This window comes from Pirellulimonas nuda (genome assembly GCF_007750855.1).
Taxonomy (GTDB): Bacteria; Planctomycetota; Planctomycetia; order Pirellulales; family Lacipirellulaceae; genus Pirellulimonas; species Pirellulimonas nuda.
On sequence record NZ_CP036291.1, the window covers coordinates 4,234,708 to 4,258,819 of the forward strand.

A 24,112-nucleotide genomic window follows, 5' to 3' on the forward strand; every position below is an offset into this window, starting at 1 on the left:
TCCCTTCGTGGTTAGACCGTCCGTCGCTAGCCCGTTAGCCCCTCGAAGAGCGGGGTCGACAGGTAGCGTTCGCCGAGGCTGCACATGATGGTGACGATCCGCTTGCCCCGCATCTCGGGGCGGGCCGCTACCTTGGCGGCGGCGCACATGTTGGCGCCGCTGCTGATGCCGGCCATGATGCCTTCTTCCTTGGCGAGCCGGCGGGCCCATAGGAAGGCCTCCTCGTTACTCACCAGCACCGTCTCGTCGACGATACTCATGTCCAGGTTCTTGGGGATGAACCCGGCGCCGATCCCTTGGATCTTGTGCGGCCCGGGGCTGCCGCCGGAGATGACCGGCGACGAATCGGGCTCGACCGCGATCGCCAGGAAGTTCGGGTTCTGCTTCTTCAGGTAGCGGGCCGCGCCGGTGATCGTGCCGCCGGTGCCGACGCCCGAGACGATCACGTCGATGTCGCCCCCCGAATCCTCCCAGATCTCCGGGCCGGTGGTCGCCTCGTGGATCGCCGGGTTGGCCGGGTTCTCGAACTGCTGCGGCATCCAGTGGCCCGGCTGGCTGGCCATCTCCGTGGCGCGGCCGATGGCGCCCTTCATTCCTTCGGCGGCCGGGGTCAGCACCAGCTCGGCGCCCATCGCCCGCAGCAGCGCGCGTCGCTCGAGCGACATCGACTCCGGCATGGTGAGCGTGAGCTTGTACCCCTTGGCGGCGCAGACGAACGCGAGCGCGATGCCCGTGTTGCCGCTGGTCGGCTCGACGATCATTGTGTCTGCCTTGATGTGGCCGTCGCGCTCGCCCGCCTCGATCATCGCGGCGCCGATGCGGTCCTTCACGCTGTTCAGGGGCTGAAAGAACTCGCACTTCGCGAAGACCGTCGCGTGCCCCTGCGGCACGAGCCGATTGATGCGGATCATCGGCGTGTCGCCGATGCAGGTGGCGGCGTTGTCGTAGGTTCGGTTACGCGGCATGGCGGGCGCCCTCGATCGAGTGGATGAGTCTGCCAGCGATTATCGGCAAAGCCCTCCCAGGAACAAGGTCTGTCGCCAAGGCGCGAAGAAGCCAAGGAAAATCCGAAAGTCCTTCGGGCCTGGCGGGCTCATACGGCTTCGTCGCGGAACGAAAAAAGCCTCGGCCGAACGTTTCGGCCGAGGCTGCTCGCGGGCGGTGGGTGAGCGGGGGCGTTAGTGGAACTGGCGGTGCAGCTCGATGGCCAGCACGTGGAGCCGGGCGACGCCGTCGCGGAGGGCGCACAACTCGTGGTCGACCCCCTGGGGCGCCGGGGCGTAGCCCACGCTGTGGCGCCGCAGCGGAGCGCCGACGAACGCCGGCTGGCCAAGTGCGATCGCCCCACGGCTGCCGCTCAGGCTCACCGCGAATCCGGGCTGCCCGAAGCCGACCCGCTGGACGACCACCGGCCGGGAGTAGGCCACGACGCGCCGCTGCGGCTGGCGACGCTCGAGCCAAGCGACGGCGGCGCCGATCTTCTCTTCGATCACACAGGCGTGCTCGTCGATGTGGTGGGCCAGGTCGGCCAGCCGCTCGAGCTGCCGCCGGGTGCGGACCCCCGCAGCCAGCCCGGCGTCCAGGCGGTTGAGGTCGTCACGCAGTTGCCCCAGTTCGCCGAGGATGATGTGTCGGTCGGCACAATCCACCAGCAGCCGCGAGGCCTGGAACTCCAGCACGCCCACCTGCTGGCGGAGGGCGTCGGTGGGGCTCGCCGGGCGGTAGGCGTGGTGGTGATGGTCCGCACGCGCCGAACCGGCCGAAACGAGGGCCAACGCAGCGACAGTAAGCATGGATTGCTTGAACATCAGGATTCTCCCTGGGCGGCAGTGCCGCCCCGCAGTTAGCGCGCCCGTGACGGGCCTGACAGAACCGCGTGCCGGGCGCCACCGCCCGACGGTTCTGGTGACGCAGGGAGAGAATGCGCGTTCGGCGCCAATGGCCGCAAAGAAGTTTGCGAAATGAAGTAAGCCGTTTTATTGAAACAACTTACGAACACTCATAAAAAGAACTGGGCCAGTCGCGAAGCCCGACGACAGACATCAATCGGACCACAGCGCCATCACCTTGACACATACAGCCAGCTCGCAGAGGCACCCAGTCGCGGGGGGACAGCATAGACCCTCCCCTGCGTCTGGGCGCCTCCGCGAGGGGCCCTCGTTTAGCGCTGCGACCGCGTCTGGCGGCTGGCCGAGGCGTTGGTGCGTGGCTGCGAAGCAACGCCGGTGTTGGGGCGGTACTTGCTGTTGCGGTAGAGCTGGGCGACGTTGGCGCCCTGCGGCGGGTTGACGAAGATCTTCGGGTCGTCGATCACCCACGGGGTCGACCAGCTCCGGCCGTTGTCCCAGTTGGCGACGTTGAAGAAGAAGTTGTTCATCGTCTCGCAGCGGTAGCTGTAGGCGAAGTTCGAGGCGAGGTAGTCGTCGGCCGTGAGGTCGTCGACGCCGGGGCTGGCGTAGTAGTGGATCTGGCCGTCGCTGGTGAAGCTCATGCCGAAGGTCCACCAGCCGGGCTCGGTGATCTCGGGGCCCTTCATGTCCTGGCCGCGCGAGTTGGAGCGGACGGTGATGTAGGCGGAGTCGACCTCGTTCCGCTTCGAGTTCTTGCTCTTGAACACAATGAACATGCCGGGCCAGTAGGGCTCGTACTCGCCGTCGGGGGTCTTGCCTCGGCAGTCGCAGCGGACGCCGAAGGAGCTCCCAGAGCGCTGCTCCCACTGCTCAAACGGCGGCAGGTACACACGCACCGTGCAGCTGGGCTGCCACGAGACGGGGATCGAGCGGCCCAGGCGGCGGTCGAACTTCATCAACAGGTCGTCCTGCTGCTGCTCGCCGCTGAGGCGTCCCGGGATGCCGGAGTAGCGCGTCGCCATGTAGAGCGCCCCGGTGCTGCCGGGGATGCCGTCGGGCGGGGTGGCGATGCGTTTCACGCTATCGGGCGTGCCGCGCTTGGCGCCCTCGTGCCACAGGCCGTTGTTGCTGTAGCCGCCCGGGGCGCGTTGGTACTCGTCTTGTTCGTAGCTGCTCTTGGGCAGGTTGGTGCGGTAAGACCAGTTCTCGCTCTCGAAATCGTCCGAGCAGTTCTCGAGCCAGGTCCCCGCGCCGGGAACGAACGGCGCGGCCCCCCAAGCGGGCGTGGCGAGGCAGGTAAGGATGGCGAAGACGTGGAAGGAGCGCATGGCTCTTGCCTCCCTGGCGGTGCGGTGTGACGGTGCGTTGTCGTCACCATCGGCACAACCGGCACGGGGGCTCCAGCGGAAACCGCCCGCACGAGGGCGCCCTCCCCGCTTGCTCTACGATCCGCGACAACGCCCGCCGTCGCCGCAAGCGTTGCAAGCAGCCTCCGCGCCCGCTGCGTTGGTCAGGCAGACCGCGATGCGGTCTTCCATCACGGCCGCGATCAGCGGGTCGATCCCCAGCGGCGCGGTGACGAGATGGCTCACGCCCGGGTGCCGCGCGGCCGCCTTGGCCGACAGGGCCGGGATGTCCTGGTCCCAGTGCCGGCCGGGGCCGAGGAAGTAGGGCATCACCACCACCCGCTTGGCGCCGCGCTCCACACAGCGGTCGAAGGCCGTGGCGATCGACGGCTCCGCCAGCTCCATGTGGGCCGGCTCAACGATCTCCATGCCGCTCTGCCGGCGGAAGAGCTCGGCGACCTCCAGCAACAGCGCATTGCTGGCGTCACGGCGTGAGCCGTGGTCGACCACGATGATGCCGACCGACTCGTCCGCACCGACCCGCGCCTTAAGCGTCTCTCGCGGGGCGTTCATACGCGCGGCGTGGCGATGTCGTCACGGGGTCCGACGGTAAGCGTCGCGGACTTTGCCAGCGGGAACCGCCCCAGCACGCGGGCGATGTCGTCCGGCGTGAGGGCGTCGATCGAGCGTAGGTCGTCCCGCACCGCGCGGTACTCGCGGCGGTGTCCCCAGTTGCCGCCGACGCTGAACATCCGGCTGCGGGGGCGTTCGCTCCCCAGCACCACGCGCGAGCGGAGCTTGGCCTTGGCCAGCTTGAGCTCGTCGGCCGTCACCCCCTGGGCGTCTACCTGTTGCAGCACCTTCTCGATGCGCTCGAGGATCTCCTCGGCGTCTTCGGGCATCGCGCTGAGCCAGGCGTAGTACATCCCCAGCCCCTGGTACTCGTAGTGGCCCAGGCTGGCGGACTCGGCGATCCCCGGGTCGATAAACTCCCAGTAGAACCGGCTGCCGGAGTCGTCGCCGACGATGGTCGTCAACAGCTTCGCCGCGAAGCGGTCTGCGTCTTCGGCGTCCGGCGCGGCGCCCAGCCGGAGCACGTACTGCTGCGTCGCCGAGGGCTGCGTGACCGCCTCGAACCCGGTGCGGCCCGACAGCTTCTCGATCTGGCGCTGCACGCTCGGGCCGGTCCAGGCGCCGCAGCGCTGGTTCAGGTCGTCCACCAATTGCTCAAAATCAAGTCGGCCCGCGGCGGCGACGTACAGGTTGCTGGGGGCGTAGCGCTGGGCAAAGTACTGGGCCATCTGGTCGCGCGAGAGCGCGGCGATGCTGGCGTCGGTGCCCAGCACGCTGCGGGTGATCGCGTGACCGCCGAAGGCCAGTTGCTTCACGCGGTCGTCCATGCCGTACGGGGGCTGGTCGAGATACATCTGGATCTCTTCCTGGATGACCTTCTTCTCCATGTCGAAGTCGTCCACCCGCAGGCTCGGCCGCATGATGTCCGCCAAGAGGTCGATGCAGGAGGTCTGGTGCTCGGGCAGCACCGACGCGTAGTAGACGGTGCTCTCTTCGCTGGTGAAGGCGTTGTAGTGGGCGCCGATCTCGTCGAACTCGCGGTTCACGTCGTCTGCGCTGCGGCGCTCGGTCCCCTTGAACAGCATGTGCTCCAAGAAGTGGCTCACCCCGGCGACATCGTCGGTCTCGTCGCGCGAACCGGCGCGTACGAAGAAGCCCATCGCCAGCGAGTGGGCGTCCGGGTCGCACTCGGCGACCAGTTCCAGCCCGTTGTCCAAACGCTCTTTACGAAACTCCACGGGGCGCCTCCAGCGGTTGGGGTCCGAGGGTGACGATCGTGAAATCTCGCGGCGGCAACGCCTTGAGGAACGCGTTGATCGATTCGGCGGTCACCGCGTCAAACGCCACGGCAACCTCTTCGAGGCTGCGGGCCCGACCCAGGTGCTTCCAGTCGCGGGCCAGCGAGGCGGCGCGGCTGCTGGTTGATTCTTGCTGCATGATCAGCGAGCTCTTCACCCGGGCCTTGAGGCGGTCAAGCTCTTCTTTGGTCACCCCTTCGGCCAGTCGCACCAGCTCCTGGCAGGTGACGTCCAGCGTCTCTTGGGCGCGCTCCGCGCTGGTGCCGGCGTGGCAGAACACCGCCGCGCGGTCCACCTGCGACTGCAGCGACGCGCTCACCGTGTAGCACAGACCGCGCTTCTCGCGCACCTCCGTGAACAGACGGGAGCTCGACCCCCCAGACAGCACCCCAACCGCCGCCCACGCTTGAAAGTAGTCGGCGTGCTTGTAGGGAACGGTGTTAAACGCCAGCCCCAGGTGGCACTGGCTCGAATCGAGCGGGATGTGCGTGATCGGCGGCGGCGGGTCTTCTTCTCGCTCTTTGGCCATCGGGTCGACGTGCCAGTCCCCCAGCAGCGACTGGACATGCTCCAGCGTCCGGTCCCAATCAAACCGGCCCGCGACCGCCAGGATGGCGTGGTCGGGGCGGTAACGCTGGGCAGAGAACCGCTGGATGTCGGCCGCGGTCACGGCCTCGATCCCCTCTACGTTCCCGTGGCTGGCCCGGCCCCACGGCGCGGGGTAGTGCTGCCGGCGGACCACTTCGATCACCTTCTGCGCCGGCTCGTCCTCCATGCCGCGCACCTCTTGCAGGCAGACCTGCCGGCCCGCCTCAAGCTGGTCGCCCGGTAGGTGGGGCCGGCGGACGATGTCGGCGTACACCGCCAGCGCGTCGTGCAACTGCTCCGCCACGCACGCGGCCGAGAACACGGTCTGCGTGACGCCGACCGATTCGCCCCGCTCGACCCCCAGCCCGTCGAGCGCCTCGACCAGCGCCCGGTTGTCTCGGCTCCCCGCGCCCCGCAGCGTCATCTCGCAGGTGAAGTTCGCCAGACCGAACTTCCCGACAGGGTCGAGCGAGCAACCCGCCGGGATCAGCAGGTTAAAGGCCGCGGAGTCGCGTGATTCGACCGGCTCGCCGATGAGCGTCAGGCCGTTCGGGAACGTATGGCTGTAGATCGTGGCTGGCACAGGGGAGCGGTTGGCCTTTGTCAGTGGTGGGCGCCCGGGTCGAGGCGGAGCGGAGCCCCCAGGCGGTCGCGATCGAACGGCCGGGAGTGACGCTGGGGGCTGCGGCTAGCGCCTACGACCCCAGCCACCCTAACCCGTGGCCATTGAGCCTCACAGCCTACGGCCGCGGCCTGCAAGCCGCAAGTCAAACCAGCGCCCGCTCAACGGCGCGGTAGAGCGTGCCGGTCATCCGGAACCCCAGCTTGTGGTACAGCCGGATGGCGCCCTTGTTAGCGCCGGTGACCTCAAGGTAGGCGTTGGGGAGTCCGGCAAGCTGCATGCCGCGCAGCGCCGCGGCCACCAGCGCCGCCCCGACCCCCCTGCCACGGTGAAACGGGGTGACCCCCACGTTCTGGATGGCGCCGAAGCTGGGAGAACTACGGACCCCTTGGATGGCGCCGCACACCTCGGGCTTGTGGGGCGCCCCCTCGTACACCGCCAGCCAGGTCGCGTCCGGCAAGAATCCTACGCGGCCAAAGACGGCCTCCATCAGGCGGTGGGCCGAGGCGCGGTCCGCCAAGCAGTCGAACAGCGACGCGTCGATCTCGCCCTGAAAGCTGGCGAAGGTCGCCTCGGCGTGGCCGGCCAGCGCGTGCTTGTTCCAGGGGACCAGACGGTACCCGCGCCGGAGACGCGGCGCCGCGATCGGCTCGTGCAGATCGATCTCCATCCGGTACCGCTTGAAATACTTCAGGCTCATCGACCGATCCCGGAAACCAGCGGCGCCAAAGGGTATTTAGAATCTACCCCCCGGTTCATGGGGGGTCAAACAAACCGGCGCGGATCAGAAACCGCCCCCAAACGATGCCCAATAACCGACGGGCTCCGCCCCGTCGCCGGGTAGGGATCGATTGATTCCTGTGGTTCGTCTCTGCGGGGGGACCGGGATTCAAGTTCGGCGACGGGGCGGAGCCCGTTGGCTAGTTGTGGGGGCTGGGTCCTGGGTGGGGATGGGATCGACACGGGTTGACAGCCAGATGCGTTGCAGCGAAGATTTTTTGATGAGTCAAAAAATCGTGGCCGTTTGCTCAAATGCACGCATTCTGCTGGCCCTTGGCGTCGCAGTGAGCGCCGGCGTCGGCTGCGGGGGGGGCCAGCCCGGCCCCCGGGCGACGCGGTTCCAGGGCGAACCGCCGCTGCAGATCGTCGCCACCACGGGGCCGGTGGGAGACGCCGTCCGGCACGTGGCCGGCCAGCACGGCGAGGTCACTACCCTGATGGGGCCCGGGGTCGACCCCCACCTCTACAGCCAAGAGCGGGACGACATGGTCCGCTTGGAGAACGCGGACGTCGTCTTCTACAACGGCCTGCACCTCGAAGGCCGGCTGGCCGACGTGCTGGAGGGGCTGGCCGCGCGACGCGCCGTGTTCGCCGTCACCGATCGGCTGGTAGAAGAAAACGATCCTCGGCTGCGGCAGGTCGAGGGGTTCTACGGATTCCCCGACCCCCACGTGTGGCACGACGCCGCGTTGTGGGCCGATTGTGTGCGTCAGGTGGGCGAAGACCTAGCAGAGTTCGATCCGGAACGCGCCGCCGACTACCGCAAGAACGCAGCCGACTACGCCGCACAGCTCGACGCCCTGGACGCCGAGGTGCGCGAGAAAATCGCCTCGATCCCACCGAAGCGTCGCGTGCTGGTGACCGCTCACGACGCGTTCGGCTACTTCAGCAAGACGTACGGCATGGAGTCGCTGGGCCTCAAAGGGATTAGCACCGAAGACCAAGTCGACCTGGCGCGGATGAACGAGGTCGTCAATACGCTGGTCGACCGCGACGTCCCCTGTGTGTTCGTCGAGTCGGCCGTTGCGCCCAAGATCATGGAAGCGCTGGTCGAACCCTGCGAGGCGCGTGGGCACACGGTGCGTATCGGAGAAGAACTGTACGCAGACGCGCTGGGGCGACCGGCCGACGGCGCCGACACCTACGTCGGCATGATCCGAGCGAACGTCGCGGCGATGGTCGACGGCCTGAGGGGCGGCGAACCATCGGAGCCGGAGGAGGGCGCCGACGCGCCATGAGCGATTCGCCCCAGGCCAACGGCGGCGGCGTCGCGGCCCTCGAGGTCCACGACCTGACCGTTGCGTACCACCGCCGCCCCGTGCTGTGGAACATCGACTTTGAGACGGCGCCGGGCCGGCTGGTCGGCATTATCGGCCCCAACGGCGCCGGCAAGACCACCCTCATTAAGGCCATCTTGGGCCTGGCGCCGCTCGCCAGCGGCCGGGTCGAGATCTACGGCAAGCCGTTCCGCCAGCAGCGCCGGCTGGTGGGCTACGTGCCGCAGCGTGAGTCGGTGGACTGGGATTTCCCGGTGAACGCCCGCGACGTGGTGCTGATGGGCTCCTACGGCCGGCTCGGCTGGTTCCGCCGTCCCGGGAAGAAAGAACGCCAACTGGCCGAGCAGGCGCTGGCGGACGTCGGCCTTGCGGGGCTCGAAACGCGGCAGATCAGCGAGCTCTCCGGGGGGCAGCAGCAGCGCGTGTTCCTGGCGCGGGCGCTCGTGCAAGACGCGTCGGTGTACTTCATGGACGAGCCCTTTGCCGGGGTCGACGCCGCTACCGAGCAGACGATCTTTGCCCAGCTCAAACAGCTCCGCTCGGCGGGCAAGACGGTGTTCGTGGTCCACCACGACCTGCAGACGGTGCGCAAGTACTTCGACGACGTCGTGCTGCTCAACCTCCGCCTCGTGGCGGCCGGGCCGGTCGCCACAACGTTCACCAACGACAACCTGCAACGCACCTACGGCGGCCGGCTAACCATCCTCGAACAAGCCGCCGAAGCGGTCCGCCGCGGGGAAGGCGCCTGAAGAAGCAGCGAGGAAGATTGCCACGAAAAGGCACAAAAAAGCACAAAGACGGACGGAGTACAGTTTTCACCTTGAGGATTGCTTGCGTCAATTTTCAATTTGCAATCCTGCCTTCGTTCTTGTGCTTTTTTGTGCCTCGTCGTGGCCAAGATCGTCCGTCCGTCTAGCACCAAGATAGTTCGACCGTGATCCTCGACCCCATCGTCTCGAAGCTGCTCGTCGGCGCCGGCTTGCTGGGCGCCTCGGCGGGGATTGTTGGCGCGCTTGCGGTGCTGCGGCGGCGGGCGCTGGTGGGCGACATGCTGGCCCACGCGGCGCTGCCGGGCATCTGCCTGGGCTTCTTGGTGGTGGGCACGCGCAGCGCCCCGGCGCTCACGCTGGGCGCGCTGGCCACCGGGCTGCTGGGGGTGGGGCTGGTGGCCCAGATCCGCCGCTTCACCCGCACCGGCGAGGACGCGGCGCTCGCGATCGTGCTGAGCACCTTCTTCGGCGCCGGCGTGGTGCTGCTGTCGATCATCCAGCGGAACCCCTCCGGCGAGCAAGCGGGGCTCAACCAGTACCTGTTCGGCGAGATCGCCGCACTGACGCGTCGGGATGTCGACGTGCTGGCCGTGCTGCTGGTCTGCGTCGTCGCGGTTACCGTGCTGCTGCACAAAGAAGTGAAGACATGGCTCTTTGACGAGGGGTTTGGCCGCACGCTGGGGCTGCCGCTGCTGTGGCTCGACTGGGGGGTGATGGGGCTGGTGGCGCTGGTGACCGTGGTGGCGCTGCCCATCTGCGGCGTCGTGCTCACGGCCGGCATGCTGATTTACCCCGCCGCGGCGGCGCGGTTCTGGACCGGGCGTTTCGGCGCGCTCGTGGCGCTGGCCGGGCTGATCGGCGCGGCCGTTGGGGCGGTCGGCATCGTCCTGGCGTCGCTGGCCGGCAGCGCCACGGGGCTGCTGGGCACGGTGCTGCGTGGCGACCACGGTTCTCCCCCGCCCCCGGGACCGGTGATCGTGCTGCTGGGGGGCTTGGTGTTCTTGGCGTCGATGCTGTTCGCGCCGCGCCGCGGGGCGGTGGTGCGTGCCGTGCGGATGGCCCGGCTGCGGCTGCGGATGGGCTCCGACCACCTGCTGCGCAGCCTGTTTGAGCTCGTCGAGCCGAACCTGCCCGCGACCCCGGACGTCGTGCTTTCGCAGGCCACCGAGTCGCTCCCCGAGTCGGGCATGCTCGAACGCCTGGTCGTGCGAGACGCGATGGCGCGGGACTGGATCCGCTCCACCAGCCCCGGCAGGGTGCAGTTGACCCCCGCCGGCCTGGCCGCGGCGGCCGACGTGACGCGCAAGCACCGGCTATGGGAGCTGTACCTGCTGGAGCACGCGGACATCGCCGCGGACCACGTGCACCGCGACGCAGACGACCTCGAACACCTGCTGCCGGCCGAACTGGTAGCGGGCCTAGAGCGGGCCCTGGCGGCCGAAGGGAAGCTGCCCGACTCGCCCGACAACCTGCGTGTCCCTACTTCTCCCCACGCACTCGAGGCGGGCGATGCTTGAGGGATGGAACAGCTTCGACACACGCGCCGTGATGCTGGCGCTGGCCACCAACGTCTGCTGCGCGCTCGTCGGCACGTTCCTGGTGCTGCGCCGCAAGAGCATGGTGGGGGACGCCCTCTCGCACGCCGTGCTGCCCGGGCTGGCGGTGGCGTTCCTATTGAGCGGCAGCCTCGGCAGCGGCTTTATGCTGCTTGGCGCCGTCGGCGCCGGGCTGACCGCGACGCTGCTGACCGAGCTGGCCGAGCGACGCGGCGGCGCCATCGCCGACGCCGGGCTGGGGGTGGTGTTTACCTCGCTGTTCGCGCTGGGCGTGCTGCTGATCAAACGCTACATCAGCGGCGTTCACTTTGATATCGCCTGCGTCTACGAGGGGTCGCTGCTGTCCGCGGCGCTCGACACCGTGCACTCCGGCCCGCTGCAGGGGATGCCGACGGCGCTGTTGACCAGCGTGCCGCTGGCATTGGGGGTAGCGCTGCTAATCGGCTTGTTCTGGAAGGAACTGATGATCACGTCGTTCGACCCGGTGCTGGCCAGCAGCATGGGGGTGGGCGCCGGCCTGCTGAACTACGCCCTGATGGGGGTCGTGTCGTTGGCCGCGGCGGTGTCGTTCCAAACAGTCGGCTCGGTGCTGGTGGTGGCGATGCTGATTATCCCGGCCGCCACGGCGCAGTTCCTTTCGAACCGCGCCACGCGCGTGCTGGGGATCGCGGTGCTGCTGTCGGCCCTCAGCACCGCCGCGGGGTACGCCCTGTCGCTGGCGTGGCGGGCCTCGCCCGCGGGATCGATGGCGCTGGCCGCCGGGGGCGTCTACGCCTTTGTGGCGCTGGCTGCGCCGCGCCGCGGGGTGATCGCCAAGCTGGTCGCCAGCATGAGCCTCGCCGCCCGGGTGCGTGGAGACGACCTGCTGACCCGGCTGTACCGGGACGAAGAGCACCCCGGCCCCGAGGGCGCCCCGCACGCGCTCGACTGGATCGACCGCTTCGTCCGCTGGCGGCTGGTGAGTCAGCAGAGCATCGCCCGATCCGCCGGCGGGTACGCCCTGACCCCCTCGGGCCGAGAACGGGCCGGGCGGATCGTCCGCGCCCACCGGCTGTGGGAGAGCTACCTGGTGGGAGAGGTCGGGCTGCCCGCCGACCACGTGCACGAGCCGGCCCACGCGATGGAGCACTTCCTCGACCACGGCCTGCGGCAAGAGATCGAAGCCTCACTGGGCGCGGCCGCTACGGACCCCCACGGTCGTGAGATCCCAAAAGACAGCGGCGCCGGCGACTAACGCGCCGCTGCGTCGGCGACTTCTTCTGCGGCGCTCTTGCGGTAGTACTTTGGCGCCAGCGCGAACGCGTCGGTCGACTCTCCCTTTGCGGCCAGCGACCAGCCTAGCTGGCCGATGGTGGCGGCCAGCGGCTCCGACTCGATCAGCTCGACCCCCGAAGGCATCTGGCCAGTAAGCCTCGCCAGCGGCGTGCCCGCCACGCGGTCGCCGGGCCGAACGAGGCCCGCCAGGGCGGCGTCGGAGAGGATGCGGACACGGTCCCCTTCGTCCGGCGGCCCGTCGCTGGGGTAGCGGCTCGCGAACCACTCTCCGCGCTGGGCGTCCAGCACCCCCCACACCGGCCCGGCCCCGAAGCCGGCCTGGCAGGCCAGGGCGTCGAGGGTGTTCACCCCCACCACCGGCGCCCCCGCCACGTAGGCCAGCATCTTGGCCGCGGTGACGCCGATCCGCAGGCCGGTGAACGACCCCGGCCCCACGGCCACCGCCACCAAGCCGATGGCCCCATCGGCGAGCCCCCCCGCGGTGATCCGGGCCTCCGCCAGCAGGGCTTGAACGCTCGCCGGCAGGGTCTGTGCGGTGCGGCGGTCCCGCGGCAGTGCGACCTCTGCGACCGTCGTAACCGACCCGGCCCGCGGCTCGAGCAGCGCGAGCGAACCGAAACGACCCGAGGTTTCGAGCGCAAAGACGTACCCGGGCAGACCGGGTTGCGGGGGCTGCGGGTTGACCGAAATCTCCGTGCGTCCTAGGTTTAGGGGTTCTTTCGGCGTCCCCAAGGCGAGCCGTCGGCTACAGTTGCCGGAGGTCGAGTGTCGAACCCGGGCGACCAGACAAGACCATGCGGTGTTAAACGAAGCGTCGGGCCATTCGAGGCGTGCCGAACTTGAAACGTGCGATCATCAGCGACATCCACGCCAATCTAGAGGCGTTGGAATCGGTCCTCGAACACATCCGCGACCAAGGGGTCACGGAGATCTTCTGCCTGGGAGACGTGATCGGCTACGGCCCCAACCCGTGCGAATGCCTCGATCGCGTCATCAAGCACACCAGTGTAAGCCTGCTGGGGAACCACGACCAAGGGGCCTTGTTCGACCCTGAGGGCTTCAATTCTGGCGCCGAGCGGGCCATCTTCTGGACCCGCGACCAGCTAGAGAACTCCCGCGGCAACCGCGACGACATCGACCGCCGGTGGGACTTCCTGGGCGGGCTGCCCCGCATCCACCGCGACGCCGACTGGCTGTACGTGCACGGCTCGCCCCGCAACCCGGTGAACGAGTACGTCTTCCCCGAAGACATCTACAACCAGAAGAAGATGGAGAAGCTGTTCAGCCTGGTGCCGCACGGCTGCTTCCAAGGCCACACCCACGTGCCGGGCGTCTTCACCGAGAGCCGCAACTTCACCTCGCCCGACGAGATGGGTTACGTCTACAAGATCACCCCGGAAAAGTTCATGGTGAACGTCGGCTCGGTAGGCCAGCCGCGCGACGGCGACCCCCGCTCGTGCTACGTGGTGCAGGAAGACGACAAGATCACCTTCCACCGCGTCGACTACGACCGCGGCGTGACCGCCAACAAGATCTACGGAATCCCCGACCTCGACGACTTCCTCGGCGACCGCATCAAGCAGGGACGCTAACCCTCGGCGGCCCCGCCCGGGCCATCGCGACCGCCCCTCGGCGCCCTCCCCAATCCGCGCCCCCAATAAGCGCACCACCGCGCCACCCTCTACCGCCACGACTCGCATGACGCGGATTTCTCCCCAGTCGAAGGAGCAACCCTTCGACCAGCGGCTGCTTACTTTTGTGCTGCTTAGCGCCGCGGTGGTGATGCTGTGGTCGCAGTCGATGGCGCCCAAGCCCCCCGTCGAACCCAAGGACAAGCCGGCCGCCGACGCCGTGGCCCGGCAGGACGACGAGCTGGATGAAGAAGGCTCCGACGCCGCAGACGGCGAAGCGGCCGACCCCGACAAACCAGACGCCGAGGCCCCGCTGGTAGAAGACCAGCCCGCGGTCGATCCGGCCCGCGTCACCTTCGGCTCGCTGGCCTCGGACGGCCCCTACCGGATGCTGGTGTCGGCCAACAACATCGGCGGCGCCATCGAGCGGATCGAGCTCTCCTCCGAACAGTACCGCGATCTTCATGACCGGGCCGGCTACCTCGGTTCGCTCGAGCTGAGCGAAACGATGACCGTCCGGCAGGTCGGCGCCGGCACCCCCGCGGCGCTGGCGGGGATCGAGGTCGGCGACACGCTGGCGTCCGTCGCCGGCAAGACGGTCGATTCACCCCAGGCCGTGGCCAAGGCGCTCGCCGAGACCAAGCCGGGCGACACGCTCAAGGTCGGCGTCCGGCGGGGCGACGCCGACAAGCAGCTCGAGGTCAAGCTCGAACGCCGGCCGCTGGACGTGATCCGGCCCGAGCTGGAGAACATCCTGCTCTTTGCAGACAAACCCCCGGCCGACTTCCGGCCCACCCCTTCGTTCTTGCTGCGTCTGGAGAGCGTCGGCGACCGCGGGACCGACAGCACCGCCATCCGGGCCGCGAACCGCCAGCTCACGCGCGAAGCGTGGAAGGTGGAATCCACGACCGACGCCTCCGTGACGTTCACCATGCGGCTGGCGAAGCTGGGGCTCGATGTCGTCAAGCGATTCACGCTGGTCGAGGTCCCCGAGGCCCAGCGCAGCGACCCGCTCACCCCCGCCTACCACTTTGTGCTGGGGGTCGAGGTCCGCAACCTCCTCGACGCGCCGCAAAAGGTCGCCTACCGGCTCGAAGGGCCCAACGGGCTGCCGATCGAGGGGTGGTGGTTCAGCAACAAGATCGGCCAGGGGTGGGGCCAGTACGGCATCCGCGATGTGGTGGCTAGGCTCGCCGGCAATCAGGTGGTGCAGCAACGCGCCAGCAGCATCGCCGAGGGGGACGGCGAGGTCATGGAGGGCGCCCCGGTAGCGTTCGCCGGGGTCGACGCCCAGTACTTCGCCGTAGTGATGCTGCCCGAGAAGGAGACGCTGGAGCAGGTCTGGTTCGACAAGGTCGAGCCGGTGCTCGCCACGCCGCTGCTGGAAGCCGGCCCCAAGGACGGCTGGAACAAGCCGGCCGCCACCTGGAACAACCCCACCATCTCGCTGGTGCACGAACCGGTCGAGCTGGCCGCCGCCGGGGCCGAGGGAGACACCCTCAGCGAGGGCTTCAAGGTCTTCGCGGGCCCCAAGCGGCCCGACCTGCTGGCCAAGTACTACGCCGCCGACCAGCCCGCCTACAACCTGCAGGGCATCCTCCAGTACGGCTGGTTCGGCCCCGTGGCGAAGGTGATGCTGGCCATCCTGCACGTGTTCAACTCCGTGGTGGGCAACTACGGCGTTGCGATCATCATGCTCACCGTGCTGGTCCGCGGCATCATGTTCCCGCTGAGCCGCAAGCAGGCGCAGAACATGGTGCTGATGCAGACGCTCAAGCCAGAGATGGACCGCATCGCGGAGAAGTACAAGACAGACATGGACAAGCGGGCCAAGGCCCAGCAGGAGCTGTTCCGCAAGCACAAGTACAACCCCATGGGGGGCTGCCTCCCCATGTTCATCCAGCTCCCGATCTTCCTCGGGCTGTACCGCGCGCTGGCGGTGGATGTTGAGCTGCGTCAGGCGCCGCTGTTCACCGAGTCGATCCGCTTCTGCTCGAACCTGGCCGCGCCGGACATGTTCTACGACTGGTCGGCGATGGTGCCGCGCTGGTTCCAGAACGGCCAAGGGATCTTCGCCCTGGGGCCCTACTTCAACCTGCTGCCGATCCTCACGATCTGCCTGTTCCTGCTGCAGCAGAAGATGTTCATGCCGCCGGCCGCCAACGAGCAGGCAGCGATGCAGCAGAAGATGATGAAGTACATGATGGTCTTTTTCGGCCTGATGTTCTTCAAAGTCCCCAGCGGCCTGTGCCTGTACTTCATCGCGTCGAGCCTGTGGGGCATCGCCGAACGCAAACTGCTACCCAAACCGGCGCTCCCGGCCGACGCTGCCCCGGTCATGAGCAAGCCCACCAGCGTCTCGCCAAACCGCAACGGCTCGTCCGGCGCCGCGCGGAACGCCAAAAAGAAGAAACGGCGATAGAGATTGGCTTGACCACGGATAGCACGGATTTCACGGATAGACGTTGGCCACGAAAAGGCGCGAAAAAGCACAAAAAGGAAACGTGGCGTATCGACAGCTCAAGAACCTAGCCCTTCGGTTCTTTGTGCATTTTGTGCCTCTTCGTGGCTATCGTCCGTCTTCCGTGAAATCCGTGGTCAAACAAGCGTCTGAGCAACCGCTATGCTCCCAGACCAGCGCGACACGATCGTCGCCATCGCCAGCCCCCCCGGCGGCGCGTTGCGGGGTGTTGTGCGGGTCAGCGGGCCCGAGGCCATTGGCTGTGTCGCCCGCTGCGTTGAGTCGCCCGACCGCGTCACACGGGTGTCGTCCGCCCGCTTGGTTGAGGCGCTGCGGCTCCCCATCCAGGGGCTCGCAACGCCGCTGCTGGTCGACGCGATGGTGTGGCCCGACGCGCGCAGCTACACCGGCCAGCCGTCGGTAGAGCTCCACCTGCCGGGGTCGCCGCCGCTGTTGGCCGCGGTGGTCGAGCGGCTGATCGCCGCGGGCGCGCGGACGGCCCAGCCGGGCGAGTTTACGCTGCGGGCCGTGCTGGCCGGTCGGATCGACCTGGTGCAGGCCGAAGCGGTGCTGGGGGTGATCGACGCCCGCGGCGACGCCGGCCTGCGGGCCGCGCTGGTGCGGCTGGCCGGGGGTTTGTCGCACCCGCTGGCCGAGCTGCGTGAGACGCTGCTGATGCTGCTGGCCGAGCTAGAAGCGGGCCTCGACTTTGTCGAAGAAGAAGACGTCAGGTTCATCGAGCCCGCGGAGCTCGCCGCCCGCCTCACCGCGGCGCAGCAACAGGTCGCGGCGCTAGGCGAGCAGCTCGCCCGCCGCGGCGAGCAGGCGGGCCTGCCCCGCGTGCTGCTGACCGGCCCGCCCAACGCGGGCAAGAGCAGCCTGCTGAACGCCCTGGCCGAACGCTACGCCGAGTCGCCCGGCGGGTGGTCCCCCGCCCTGGTGTCCGACCAGGCCGGCACCACGCGCGACGCGGTGGTCGTGCCGCTCAACGCCGGGGGCCTGCGGTGGGAGCTGGTCGACTCCGCGGGACGGACCCGGACGCCGCTGGGAGAGATCGACGCGGTGGCTCAAAGGCTCGCCCAAACCGAGCGAGACGAGGCCGACCTCATCCTCTACTGCTACGCCGAAGAACCGATACCCGAGGCGCCTGCCCCTCATCTAGCCATTGCGACGAAGTGCGACGCGCGCCCGTCAATCGCCGGCGCCATCGCCACCAGCGCCCATACCGGCGCGGGGCTCGCTGAGCTGGTCGAGGGGGTCGTTGAGCGGCTGCGACGGGTCGATCGCGACGAGGACCAGCCGCTGATCCGTTGCCGCGAGTCGCTCCAAGAGGCGCAAACCTCGCTCTCCGCCGCCCTGGCCCTCGCCGCGACCGGGGCCGATGAGTTGACCGCGGCAGAGCTACGCGCCGCGCTCGACGCGCTCGGTCGGGTGACCGGCGTGGTAGTGACCGACGACGTGCTGGACCGGGTGTTCAGCAAGTTCTGCATCGGGAAGTGAGCGGACGCACAGCGCCCAGTCGCACGACGAGGGCGCTTCACGAATCTGCAATTAGCCGCGGGGCTACACCCCCGCGGAGCGGGGGAAATAGCGCTCAAAATGGGTCAAAGCATCCAAAGAGCAATGCATCGATCGTGGGTCCCTGCGGGGCGGAGCCCCGCAGCTATTGGGGGACTGCTGAAAGCTGAAAGCTTAATCCCCCTCTCCCTGGATGTAAGTCTGGCCGCGGTAGAACTGGCTCCAGAGGACGTACAGCACCGCGGTCCCCAGCATCGCCGCAGCAAAGAACCAGTAGTAGTTCTCGCCCTCAAGGATCTCGACCCCGGCTGCCCGCTGAGACTGGATCACTTCGTTCACGAAAGCGGTGAACTTGTTGCCCAACGCTACCGACAGCAAGAACAGCCCCATGATGAACGACTTAAGCGTGCGGGGCGCCTGGGTGTAGGAGAACTCCAGCGCAGTAATCGAGACCATGATCTCGGCGGCCGTGATCACCAGGTAGGCAAGGATCTGCCAGCCGATGTGGGGCGTTTCGCCCGCGTCGATCCAGCGCTGCACGTAGGCGGGGATGACGAACGAAGGGACCGTCAAAAACAGCCCGATGCCGATCTTCCGCAGCGGCGTCAGCGTGACAAGCCTGCCGAGTTGTGGGTAGATCACCAGGCCAAACACGGGGATCAGCAAGAGGATCAGTATCGGGTTGGTCGCCTGGTTCTGCGACGGGTTGAGCTCCAGGCCGAACACGCTGCGGTCCATGTGCTTGGCCTGCTCGACCCAGGTTGAGGAAGTCTGATCAAAGAGCGACCAGAACACCGCGATGAGGATGAAGAGTGGCGTCAGGTTCGCAATGGCGCGGAGCCCATCGCGGCTCACGATCTCTGCAAACAGCCGATTCCCGGTCGGCGGGACGTGGACGAAGCGGTTTCTCCCCGACCAGAAGAGCACCGTCGCCATGAACATCAACACGCCGGGAACGCCAAACGCCACCCCGGGGCCGTACCATTCCAGCAGCTTGGGCGTCAACAGGGTCGAGATCGCCGACCCAAAATTGATCGAAAAGTAGAACCACGTGAACACACGCGCCATCAGCCCCTTGTTGCGTGGGCCAAACTGGTCTCCCACATGGGCAGAGACGCACGGCTTGATCCCGCCGGTCCCCACGGCGATGAGCGTCAGCGCCATCACCAGCATCGTTTTGGGTGAAATACCGGTCTGGCTAGGAAAATCGACCATCGCCATCGCTGCGTGACCCACGCAATACACCAGCGACAACAAGATGATGGTGCGGTATTTTCCGAGCAGCCAATCGCTCAGCAGCGCCCCCATCACAGGGAAAAAATATGCGGCCGTCACAAAGTTGTGGTACCAGATGTTCGCGGTGGTTTCGTCGAGCGCCCCGGACGATCCATCCGATCGGAGCAGATACTCCGTCATGAAGACGTAGAGGATGGCCCGCATGCCGTAGAAGCTGAACCGCTCGGCCGCCTCGTTGCCAATAATGTACGGAATGCCCGGCGGGATCCCCGCGGTGTCGTCGGGCGTGGTGCGGTAGCCGCCCGTCGGTGCGGCAGCGGGCTCCGTTTGCGGCGGGTCGTACGGAGAGTCGCTCATCGGCCGTTCGTGTGGGGTGGGTGGCGCCGGCGCCTTGGCGGGATGAGGGGAGTGTACCAACACCCGAGCCTCAGGTCAGGACAACTAGGCGACCGGTCGGCGTCAGTTGCCGGAGCGACCCGCGCCGGAGCGCCGCTCATGAGGTAGTTTGGGTGGCTGTGGTTGCGGTTACGCACTCCGGCGGCTGACGCCGACCGGTCGCCTGTGGGTTTTTTGAGATATGCAGCAGACTTTGTTCTTGCGCCGGCTTGAAGAGGTGCTTGGGCCCCTCGCCGCGGCCGCGATCGCGTGCATGGGCGCCGACCGCCGTGTGGGGCTGTGGGGGAATCCGCTGCGGGGAGAACCGGAAGAGTCGTTGGCGTCGATCTCGCAGCAGGTCCCCGGCGTTGAGCGGACACCGTGGCACGCACAAGCCGCCACGGCGCCCCCCGAGTCCCGCACGGCCATCACGCACTCGCCGCTGGTGGATTGCGGCGCGGTCTACGTGCAGTCGCTCTCGAGCATGCTCGCGCCGCTGGCCCTGGGCGTGCAGCCGGGAGAAGAAGTGCTCGACCTCTGCGCCGCCCCCGGCGGCAAGACGCTCCACCTGGCCGCCGCCCTGCGGGGCGAGGGCTACCTGGCCGCCGTGGAGGCCGTCCGGGGCCGGTTCTTCAAGCTGAAGGACAACCTGGCGCGTTGCGGCGCCGAGGGCCTGGTGCGGCTGTTCCAGGCCGATGGGCGCGACGTGGGACGCAAGACGCCGGGGCGTTTTGACGCGGTGCTGCTGGACGCCCCCTGCTCGAGCGAGACGCGGGTCGACCTACGCCAGAGCGATGCTCTGGGCTACTGGAGCGAGAAGAAGATCGCGGAATCGGCCCGCAAGCAGAAGGCGCTGTTGCGGTCGGCGATCGACGCCACACGGCCCGGGGGCCGGGTGCTGTACTGCACCTGCACGTTTGCGCCGGAGGAGAACGAGCTGGTCGTCGCCCACGTGCTGCGGCGATTGAAGGGGAAGGTCGGATTGGAGCCCATCGCTCTGCCGATCGCCAATCAGGCGCCCGGGCTGACGCACTGGCGGGGGAAAGAGCTGCCGGCCGAGCTCGCCCACACGGCGCGTGTGCTGCCGACGGACAAGATGACCGGGTTCTTTTTGGCCTTGCTGCGTGTGATAGACTAGGCCGATTGCCGTAGGCCGGCCACGGCGCCCGCAGCGCTTGCCCGCCGCGGCCTACGACCTGCATGAGCCCGCCCAATCCGAGAAACTATGTCTGCCGATCAAGAACCATCGCTCGCCCCCGCCGGCGGCGGCTGGCACTGCAGCCACCTGTACTACCGCTTCGATCGTGGGGCGCTGGCGCAGCGTTCTGCGGAGCAGCGCTCGACCATCGCAGCGGTGTTGCGCGAGACGCTCGACCCCCAGTCCGCGTGGGCGCCAACCCGGCTACAAACCACGATCATCAGCGGCCAGAAGGCCGATTTCGGCGTGATGATGATGGACCCCGACCCGCTGAAAATCGACGCGGTCCACCAGCGGCTGATGTCTGGCCCGGCTGGCGGGGTGCTGCAACCCGCATATTCGTTTGTATCGGTAACCGAGATCAGCGAATACGTTCCGACGGTGGAGCAGTACGCCCAGCGGTTGGCCCAGGAAGGAGACCCCCCCGAGAGCCCCGCCCACCAGGCCAAGGTGAAGGCCTATGGCGACCGGCTGGAAGGGATGAACAGGCAACGACTTACGCCGGAATTCCCGCCGTACAAGGCGACCTGTTTCTACCCCATGAACAAGGCCCGGCACCCCGCGGCGAACTGGTTTACGCTCTCCAAAGAGGAGCGGGGCAAGCTGATGGGGGAGCACGCCCGCAGCGGGATGGCCTTCGCCGGGCGTGTCAGCCAATTAATTACTGTTGCATTAGGTTTTGACGATTGGGAATGGGGAGTTACACTGTGGGCAGGCAACCCAGAGTACCTGAAAGACATCGTCTACCAGATGCGTTTCGACGAAGCCAGCGCCCGGTACGCCCAGTTTGGGTCGTTTTACGTGGGCTACGTCGCGACGCCGCAAGAGATCCTAGAGCACTGCCGAGTCTTGTCCTAATGCGCGATTGACGATCGACCCCCGCACGCCAACGGCGCCCTTTGTGGCTGTTGCGTGCGTGTCACTCGCCCTTCTTGACTACACGGGACGTCCCGGGGTGAAAGCCTCGGGCTGGAATCACTGGTCCGGCGTTGCTGGTTCGGTAGACCCACTCCCGAAGCCCAAAGCAGCGCGACCCAAGCTGGGCATCTACTCCCGTTTTGCGAAACGGGGGCCCTAGGGGGAGACGATCGTCAGTTGCGAACCACTCCCCAATGGAATCGCAAGCGTGACTAGTTACACCAAGAAGATGCTCCCTATCGTCGCCGTGTTTGCTCTAGCTGTGGGGCACAGCGCAGCCAGAGCCGACATCGTGCTGGACTGGAACGCTACCGCGAGCGGAATGCTGGCGGCCGACACCCAGTACCAGAACCCCGGCATGGCGTCGCGGACGATGGCGATGATGAACCTCGCTATCTACGACGCCTACGCGATGACCTCGCCGGGAGGGACGATGTTCTACGACTACGGCGGCGGGCATTCCTCGCCGGGCATGACGGCCTCCTCCAAGGCCGCCGCGGCCCAGGCCGCCTACACCGTGCTGAGCTCGATCTACTCCGGCCAGGACTCGCTGCTCTCTGGCCAGTTGGCGGCAAGCCTGGCGCTGGTGTCCGACGGCGCCGAGAAGGCCGAGGGGATTGCGATGGGGACCATGATCGGCCAGTCCATCATCAACAGCCGCGCGGGTGACGGCTTCGACGCCTCCTCGCAGTACATGCCCACCAACGCGCCGGGGCACTGGCAGTCCGACCCACTCAACCCCGGTCAGCAGGCCTGGGGCCCCGCGTGGGGCAGCATGCAGACGTTCGCCATAGGCAGCACGGCGCCCTTTGCGCCGGGGCCCCCGCCCAGCCTCGACAGCGCGGAGTACGCCGCTGCCTTCAACGAAGTAAAGTCGCTCGGCGCCGTCGACAGCGTGACGCGAACCGCGGATCAAACAGAGATCGGCGTCTTCTGGGGCTACGACCGCCTGGGGATGGGCACCCCGATGCGGATGTTTGAGCAGGTGCTGAACAACGTCGCGATCAGCCAAGGGAACACCGACAAGCAGAACGCCGAGCTGTTCGCCAAGGCGTCCGTCGCCATGGCGGACGCGGGCATCGTGGCCTGGGACTCGAAGTTCGAGCACGACCTCTGGCGTCCCGTGACCGGCATCCGCGAGGCCGACACGGACGGCAATCCACTGACCATCGCCGACCCCAACTGGGTCCCCCTCGGCGCCCCCGGCGGGTTGGGCCCCAATGGCGAAACGATCGACAACTTCACCCCACCCTTCCCCACCTACCTGTCCGGTCACGCCACGTTCGGCGGCGCCCTGTTCGAGGTGTTGGCGGACTTCTACGGGCGGGACGACATCTCTTTCTCGCTTACCTCCGACGAACTCCCGGGCGTGACCCGCAACTACACGTCGTTCTCCGAAGCGATGGCGGAGAACGGTCGCAGCCGCGTCTACCTCGGCATCCACTGGAACTTTGACGACGCGCTGGGCCAGCTCGCCGGGTCGCAGGTCGCCCGGGCGATCATGCAGGGCCAGTTCATCTCGGCGCCGGCGGTGCCAGAGCCGGCGGCGGCGACGTTGGCGATCGCCGTGGCAGGCCTGGTTTGTTTGCGGCGTCGCAAGGCGTAGCGGGCAGCTCGAGATCGAGCCACACCAGCCGGTGGTCGGTGGCGCCGATCGCCTCGGCGCCCGGCTCGCCCGCGACGGGCCAGTACACGCCGCCGTCGATCACCCTGATCCCTCGCGTCGGCAGCACGTAGTCGACGCGCAGATTCGCGTAGCCTTCGCCGCCGAAGTTGGCGGTGTCGGCCGCCGGATCGCCGCGGTGCGCCCCGTTCACCTCCGGCGTCGCGAGCGACGCGGCAGCGCCGCCCCGGCTGGTGGGGGTAAACGAGCTGTCGATCCGCGGGTGCTCTAGCAGTTGCTGGATGGCGCCCGCCACGCCGTCGCCGTCTACGGGGTCGGCGTTCAGGTCTCCCAGCACAACGCACGGCTCGTCCGTCGGTGGCGTGACTCGCTTCCCCTCGTCGTCCACAAACAGGTCGGGCAAGCCCGACAAGTACTTCGCGACCAACCCAATCTCATCGAAGTTGCGCTTGCCGTTGCGGTCTTCAGGGCCGTCGAACACCGGCGGCGCCGGATGCGAACATAACAGGTGCAGCGGCTGGCCGCCCGAGCCAGGGACTCGGACGCAAACGTCCCAGAAGCTCTTCGACGGGAGCCGGAAGACGTTGAGGGCCTCTTCGGAGTAGTAGTGTTCCCCTGTTTCGGAGTCGATCGGCAGCTTCGCATCGGAGGTATCGATCCAGCGCAGCTTGGAGAATGCGTGGCTCGCCTCGTGGTCGATCGGAAAACGCGACAGCAGCAACATGCCGTACTGCCCGGGATAGCGACCGAAGCCGAAGGCGTCGTTGGGGCCACGGACTTGGCCATCGCGGTCAAGATCGATGCCAGAAGAAACCCCGGTATTGACGGGAGCGTAGTAGAAATGGGGGTAGACAATCGGCTCCAATCCAGCTTGCGGCCGCTGGAGATAACGGCGCCCCATAAAGCCTCTACGGGCCCAATCTTTCTCGTAGTCTCTATCGAACTCGTTGAGCAACACAATGTCGGGCCGGACCCGCTGTAGGACCTCGGCGATCCTGGTCGCTTGCGCGGACCCTTCTTGAAACAGTTCGCTGGCCAGCTGAAACGGGCCATCCCGGTACATCGACACGTTGTACGTAGCTACCCGCAGTCGAACTGGCTTCGATTCTTCTCCGCGGACCGGCGTCGCGGCGGCTAACAACGTCGTCATAGCAGCGAGAAAGATGCGGCTTGGCATGGCTAGTCCTCGGCGGGTCGCATTTTGGGGCGGGCTTCA

At 67.4% G+C, this 24,112-nt stretch carries 20 protein-coding genes; 10 read left to right on the forward strand and 10 right to left on the reverse strand.

Annotation, left to right across the window (positions count from 1 at the left end):
• Positions 1 to 26: 26 nt before the first annotated feature.
• The 7 genes from cysK to Pla175_RS16405 form a co-directional block, all read right to left on the reverse strand.
• On the reverse strand, positions 27 to 965 hold the full coding sequence (gene cysK / locus Pla175_RS16375) for a cysteine synthase A (RefSeq protein ID WP_145287371.1): 939 nt from the start codon (positions 963 to 965) through the stop codon (positions 27 to 29).
• Positions 966 to 1,178: 213 nt separating this feature from the next.
• Positions 1,179 to 1,808 (reverse strand): hypothetical protein, encoded by a 630-nt coding sequence (locus tag Pla175_RS16380; protein ID WP_145287375.1) that lies wholly within the window; start codon positions 1,806 to 1,808, stop codon positions 1,179 to 1,181.
• Between the two features lie 353 nt (positions 1,809 to 2,161).
• Positions 2,162 to 3,178: a hypothetical protein gene (locus Pla175_RS16385; RefSeq protein ID WP_145287379.1), complete on the reverse strand. Its 1,017-nt coding sequence runs from the start codon at positions 3,176 to 3,178 to the stop codon at positions 2,162 to 2,164.
• 114 nt (positions 3,179 to 3,292) lie between these two features.
• A complete protein-coding gene (locus tag Pla175_RS16390; RefSeq protein WP_145287383.1) occupies positions 3,293 to 3,769 on the reverse strand; it encodes a CbiX/SirB N-terminal domain-containing protein in 477 nt (158 codons plus the stop codon).
• Entirely contained in the window at positions 3,766 to 5,007 is a 1,242-nt protein-coding gene (locus tag Pla175_RS16395) for a M16 family metallopeptidase (RefSeq protein WP_145287386.1), read from the reverse strand. The genes Pla175_RS16390 and Pla175_RS16395 overlap by 4 nt, the downstream gene beginning before the upstream one ends.
• On the reverse strand, positions 4,994 to 6,238 hold the full coding sequence (locus Pla175_RS16400) for a M16 family metallopeptidase (RefSeq protein ID WP_231953939.1): 1,245 nt from the start codon (positions 6,236 to 6,238) through the stop codon (positions 4,994 to 4,996). The genes Pla175_RS16395 and Pla175_RS16400 overlap by 14 nt, the downstream gene beginning before the upstream one ends.
• Positions 6,239 to 6,422: 184 nt before the next feature.
• Entirely contained in the window at positions 6,423 to 6,977 is a 555-nt protein-coding gene (locus Pla175_RS16405) for a GNAT family N-acetyltransferase (RefSeq protein WP_145287389.1), read from the reverse strand.
• Positions 6,978 to 7,278: 301 nt separating this feature from the next.
• Between Pla175_RS16405 and Pla175_RS16410 the strand changes: the two genes are divergently transcribed.
• The 4 genes from Pla175_RS16410 to Pla175_RS16425 all read left to right on the forward strand — a co-directional run bounded on the left by Pla175_RS16410 (position 7,279) and on the right by Pla175_RS16425 (position 11,894).
• Complete coding sequence (locus tag Pla175_RS16410) at positions 7,279 to 8,295, forward strand: metal ABC transporter solute-binding protein, Zn/Mn family (RefSeq protein WP_197526912.1); 1,017 nt, start codon at positions 7,279 to 7,281, stop codon at positions 8,293 to 8,295.
• On the forward strand, positions 8,292 to 9,083 hold the full coding sequence (locus tag Pla175_RS16415; protein ID WP_145287396.1) for a metal ABC transporter ATP-binding protein: 792 nt from the start codon (positions 8,292 to 8,294) through the stop codon (positions 9,081 to 9,083). Before Pla175_RS16410 ends, Pla175_RS16415 begins: the two co-directional genes overlap by 4 nt.
• Positions 9,084 to 9,268: 185 nt before the next feature.
• Positions 9,269 to 10,621 (forward strand): metal ABC transporter permease, encoded by a 1,353-nt coding sequence (locus tag Pla175_RS16420; RefSeq protein ID WP_145287430.1) that lies wholly within the window; start codon positions 9,269 to 9,271, stop codon positions 10,619 to 10,621.
• On the forward strand, positions 10,614 to 11,894 hold the full coding sequence (locus Pla175_RS16425; RefSeq protein ID WP_145287433.1) for a metal ABC transporter permease: 1,281 nt from the start codon (positions 10,614 to 10,616) through the stop codon (positions 11,892 to 11,894). Before Pla175_RS16420 ends, Pla175_RS16425 begins: the two co-directional genes overlap by 8 nt.
• Here Pla175_RS16425 and tsaB read toward each other — a convergent pair.
• A complete protein-coding gene (gene tsaB, locus Pla175_RS16430; protein WP_197526913.1) occupies positions 11,891 to 12,667 on the reverse strand; it encodes a tRNA (adenosine(37)-N6)-threonylcarbamoyltransferase complex dimerization subunit type 1 TsaB in 777 nt (258 codons plus the stop codon). The genes Pla175_RS16425 and tsaB overlap by 4 nt on opposite strands.
• A gap of 107 nt (positions 12,668 to 12,774) precedes the next feature.
• On the opposite strand from tsaB, the gene Pla175_RS16435 reads away from it, so the two are divergent.
• The 3 genes from Pla175_RS16435 to Pla175_RS16445 all read left to right on the forward strand — a co-directional run bounded on the left by Pla175_RS16435 (position 12,775) and on the right by Pla175_RS16445 (position 17,527).
• Positions 12,775 to 13,527: a metallophosphoesterase family protein gene (locus Pla175_RS16435; RefSeq protein WP_145287441.1), complete on the forward strand. Its 753-nt coding sequence runs from the start codon at positions 12,775 to 12,777 to the stop codon at positions 13,525 to 13,527.
• 106 nt (positions 13,528 to 13,633) lie between these two features.
• Positions 13,634 to 15,988 carry a membrane protein insertase YidC gene (yidC, locus tag Pla175_RS16440; protein ID WP_145287444.1) on the forward strand — a complete coding sequence of 785 codons (2,355 nt, stop codon included), beginning with the start codon at positions 13,634 to 13,636 and terminating at the stop codon, positions 15,986 to 15,988.
• 201 nt (positions 15,989 to 16,189) lie between these two features.
• Positions 16,190 to 17,527, forward strand: coding sequence for a tRNA modification GTPase (locus tag Pla175_RS16445; protein WP_145287448.1), 1,338 nt, complete (start codon positions 16,190 to 16,192; stop codon positions 17,525 to 17,527).
• Between the two features lie 192 nt (positions 17,528 to 17,719).
• On the opposite strand, the gene Pla175_RS16450 is transcribed toward Pla175_RS16445, so the two are convergent.
• Complete coding sequence (locus Pla175_RS16450) at positions 17,720 to 19,138, reverse strand: POT family MFS transporter (RefSeq protein ID WP_145287453.1); 1,419 nt, start codon at positions 19,136 to 19,138, stop codon at positions 17,720 to 17,722.
• A gap of 220 nt (positions 19,139 to 19,358) precedes the next feature.
• On the opposite strand from Pla175_RS16450, the gene Pla175_RS16455 reads away from it, so the two are divergent.
• The 3 genes from Pla175_RS16455 (at position 19,359) to Pla175_RS16465 (ending at position 22,878) form a co-directional block, all read left to right on the forward strand.
• Complete coding sequence (locus tag Pla175_RS16455) at positions 19,359 to 20,294, forward strand: RsmB/NOP family class I SAM-dependent RNA methyltransferase (RefSeq protein WP_145287455.1); 936 nt, start codon at positions 19,359 to 19,361, stop codon at positions 20,292 to 20,294.
• A gap of 87 nt (positions 20,295 to 20,381) precedes the next feature.
• A complete protein-coding gene (hemQ, locus tag Pla175_RS16460) occupies positions 20,382 to 21,212 on the forward strand; it encodes a hydrogen peroxide-dependent heme synthase (RefSeq protein ID WP_145287458.1) in 831 nt (276 codons plus the stop codon).
• 268 nt (positions 21,213 to 21,480) lie between these two features.
• Complete coding sequence (locus Pla175_RS16465) at positions 21,481 to 22,878, forward strand: vanadium-dependent haloperoxidase (RefSeq protein ID WP_145287461.1); 1,398 nt, start codon at positions 21,481 to 21,483, stop codon at positions 22,876 to 22,878.
• On the opposite strand, the gene Pla175_RS16470 is transcribed toward Pla175_RS16465, so the two are convergent.
• The gene (locus Pla175_RS16470; protein ID WP_197526914.1) at positions 22,787 to 24,046 is read right to left on the reverse strand and encodes an endonuclease/exonuclease/phosphatase family protein; all 1,260 of its coding nucleotides are present in this window, start codon (positions 24,044 to 24,046) and stop codon (positions 22,787 to 22,789) included. The genes Pla175_RS16465 and Pla175_RS16470 overlap by 92 nt on opposite strands.
• Between the last annotated feature and the right edge of the window lie 66 nt (positions 24,047 to 24,112).

Excerpts from the sequence above, each read along its gene's own strand:
- Pla175_RS16405 (WP_145287389.1), bottom strand. The coding sequence starts at position 6,977 with ATGAGCCTGAAGTATTTCAAGCGGTACCGGATGGAGATCGATCTGCAC.
- Pla175_RS16390 (WP_145287383.1), bottom strand. The coding sequence starts at position 3,769 with ATGAACGCCCCGCGAGAGACGCTTAAGGCGCGGGTCGGTGCGGACGAG.
- Pla175_RS16380 (WP_145287375.1), bottom strand. The coding sequence starts at position 1,808 with ATGTTCAAGCAATCCATGCTTACTGTCGCTGCGTTGGCCCTCGTTTCG.
- Pla175_RS16425 (WP_145287433.1), top strand. The coding sequence starts at position 10,614 with ATGCTTGAGGGATGGAACAGCTTCGACACACGCGCCGTGATGCTGGCG.
- Pla175_RS16385 (WP_145287379.1), bottom strand. The coding sequence starts at position 3,178 with ATGCGCTCCTTCCACGTCTTCGCCATCCTTACCTGCCTCGCCACGCCC.
- Pla175_RS16410 (WP_197526912.1), top strand. The coding sequence starts at position 7,279 with ATGAGTCAAAAAATCGTGGCCGTTTGCTCAAATGCACGCATTCTGCTG.
- Pla175_RS16470 (WP_197526914.1), bottom strand. The coding sequence starts at position 24,046 with ATGACGACGTTGTTAGCCGCCGCGACGCCGGTCCGCGGAGAAGAATCG.
- Pla175_RS16415 (WP_145287396.1), top strand. The coding sequence starts at position 8,292 with ATGAGCGATTCGCCCCAGGCCAACGGCGGCGGCGTCGCGGCCCTCGAG.
- cysK (WP_145287371.1), bottom strand. The coding sequence starts at position 965 with ATGCCGCGTAACCGAACCTACGACAACGCCGCCACCTGCATCGGCGAC.
- hemQ (WP_145287458.1), top strand. The coding sequence starts at position 20,382 with ATGTCTGCCGATCAAGAACCATCGCTCGCCCCCGCCGGCGGCGGCTGG.
- Pla175_RS16450 (WP_145287453.1), bottom strand. The coding sequence starts at position 19,138 with ATGAGCGACTCTCCGTACGACCCGCCGCAAACGGAGCCCGCTGCCGCA.
- yidC (WP_145287444.1), top strand. The coding sequence starts at position 13,634 with ATGACGCGGATTTCTCCCCAGTCGAAGGAGCAACCCTTCGACCAGCGG.
- Pla175_RS16445 (WP_145287448.1), top strand. The coding sequence starts at position 16,190 with ATGCTCCCAGACCAGCGCGACACGATCGTCGCCATCGCCAGCCCCCCC.
- Pla175_RS16455 (WP_145287455.1), top strand. The coding sequence starts at position 19,359 with ATGCAGCAGACTTTGTTCTTGCGCCGGCTTGAAGAGGTGCTTGGGCCC.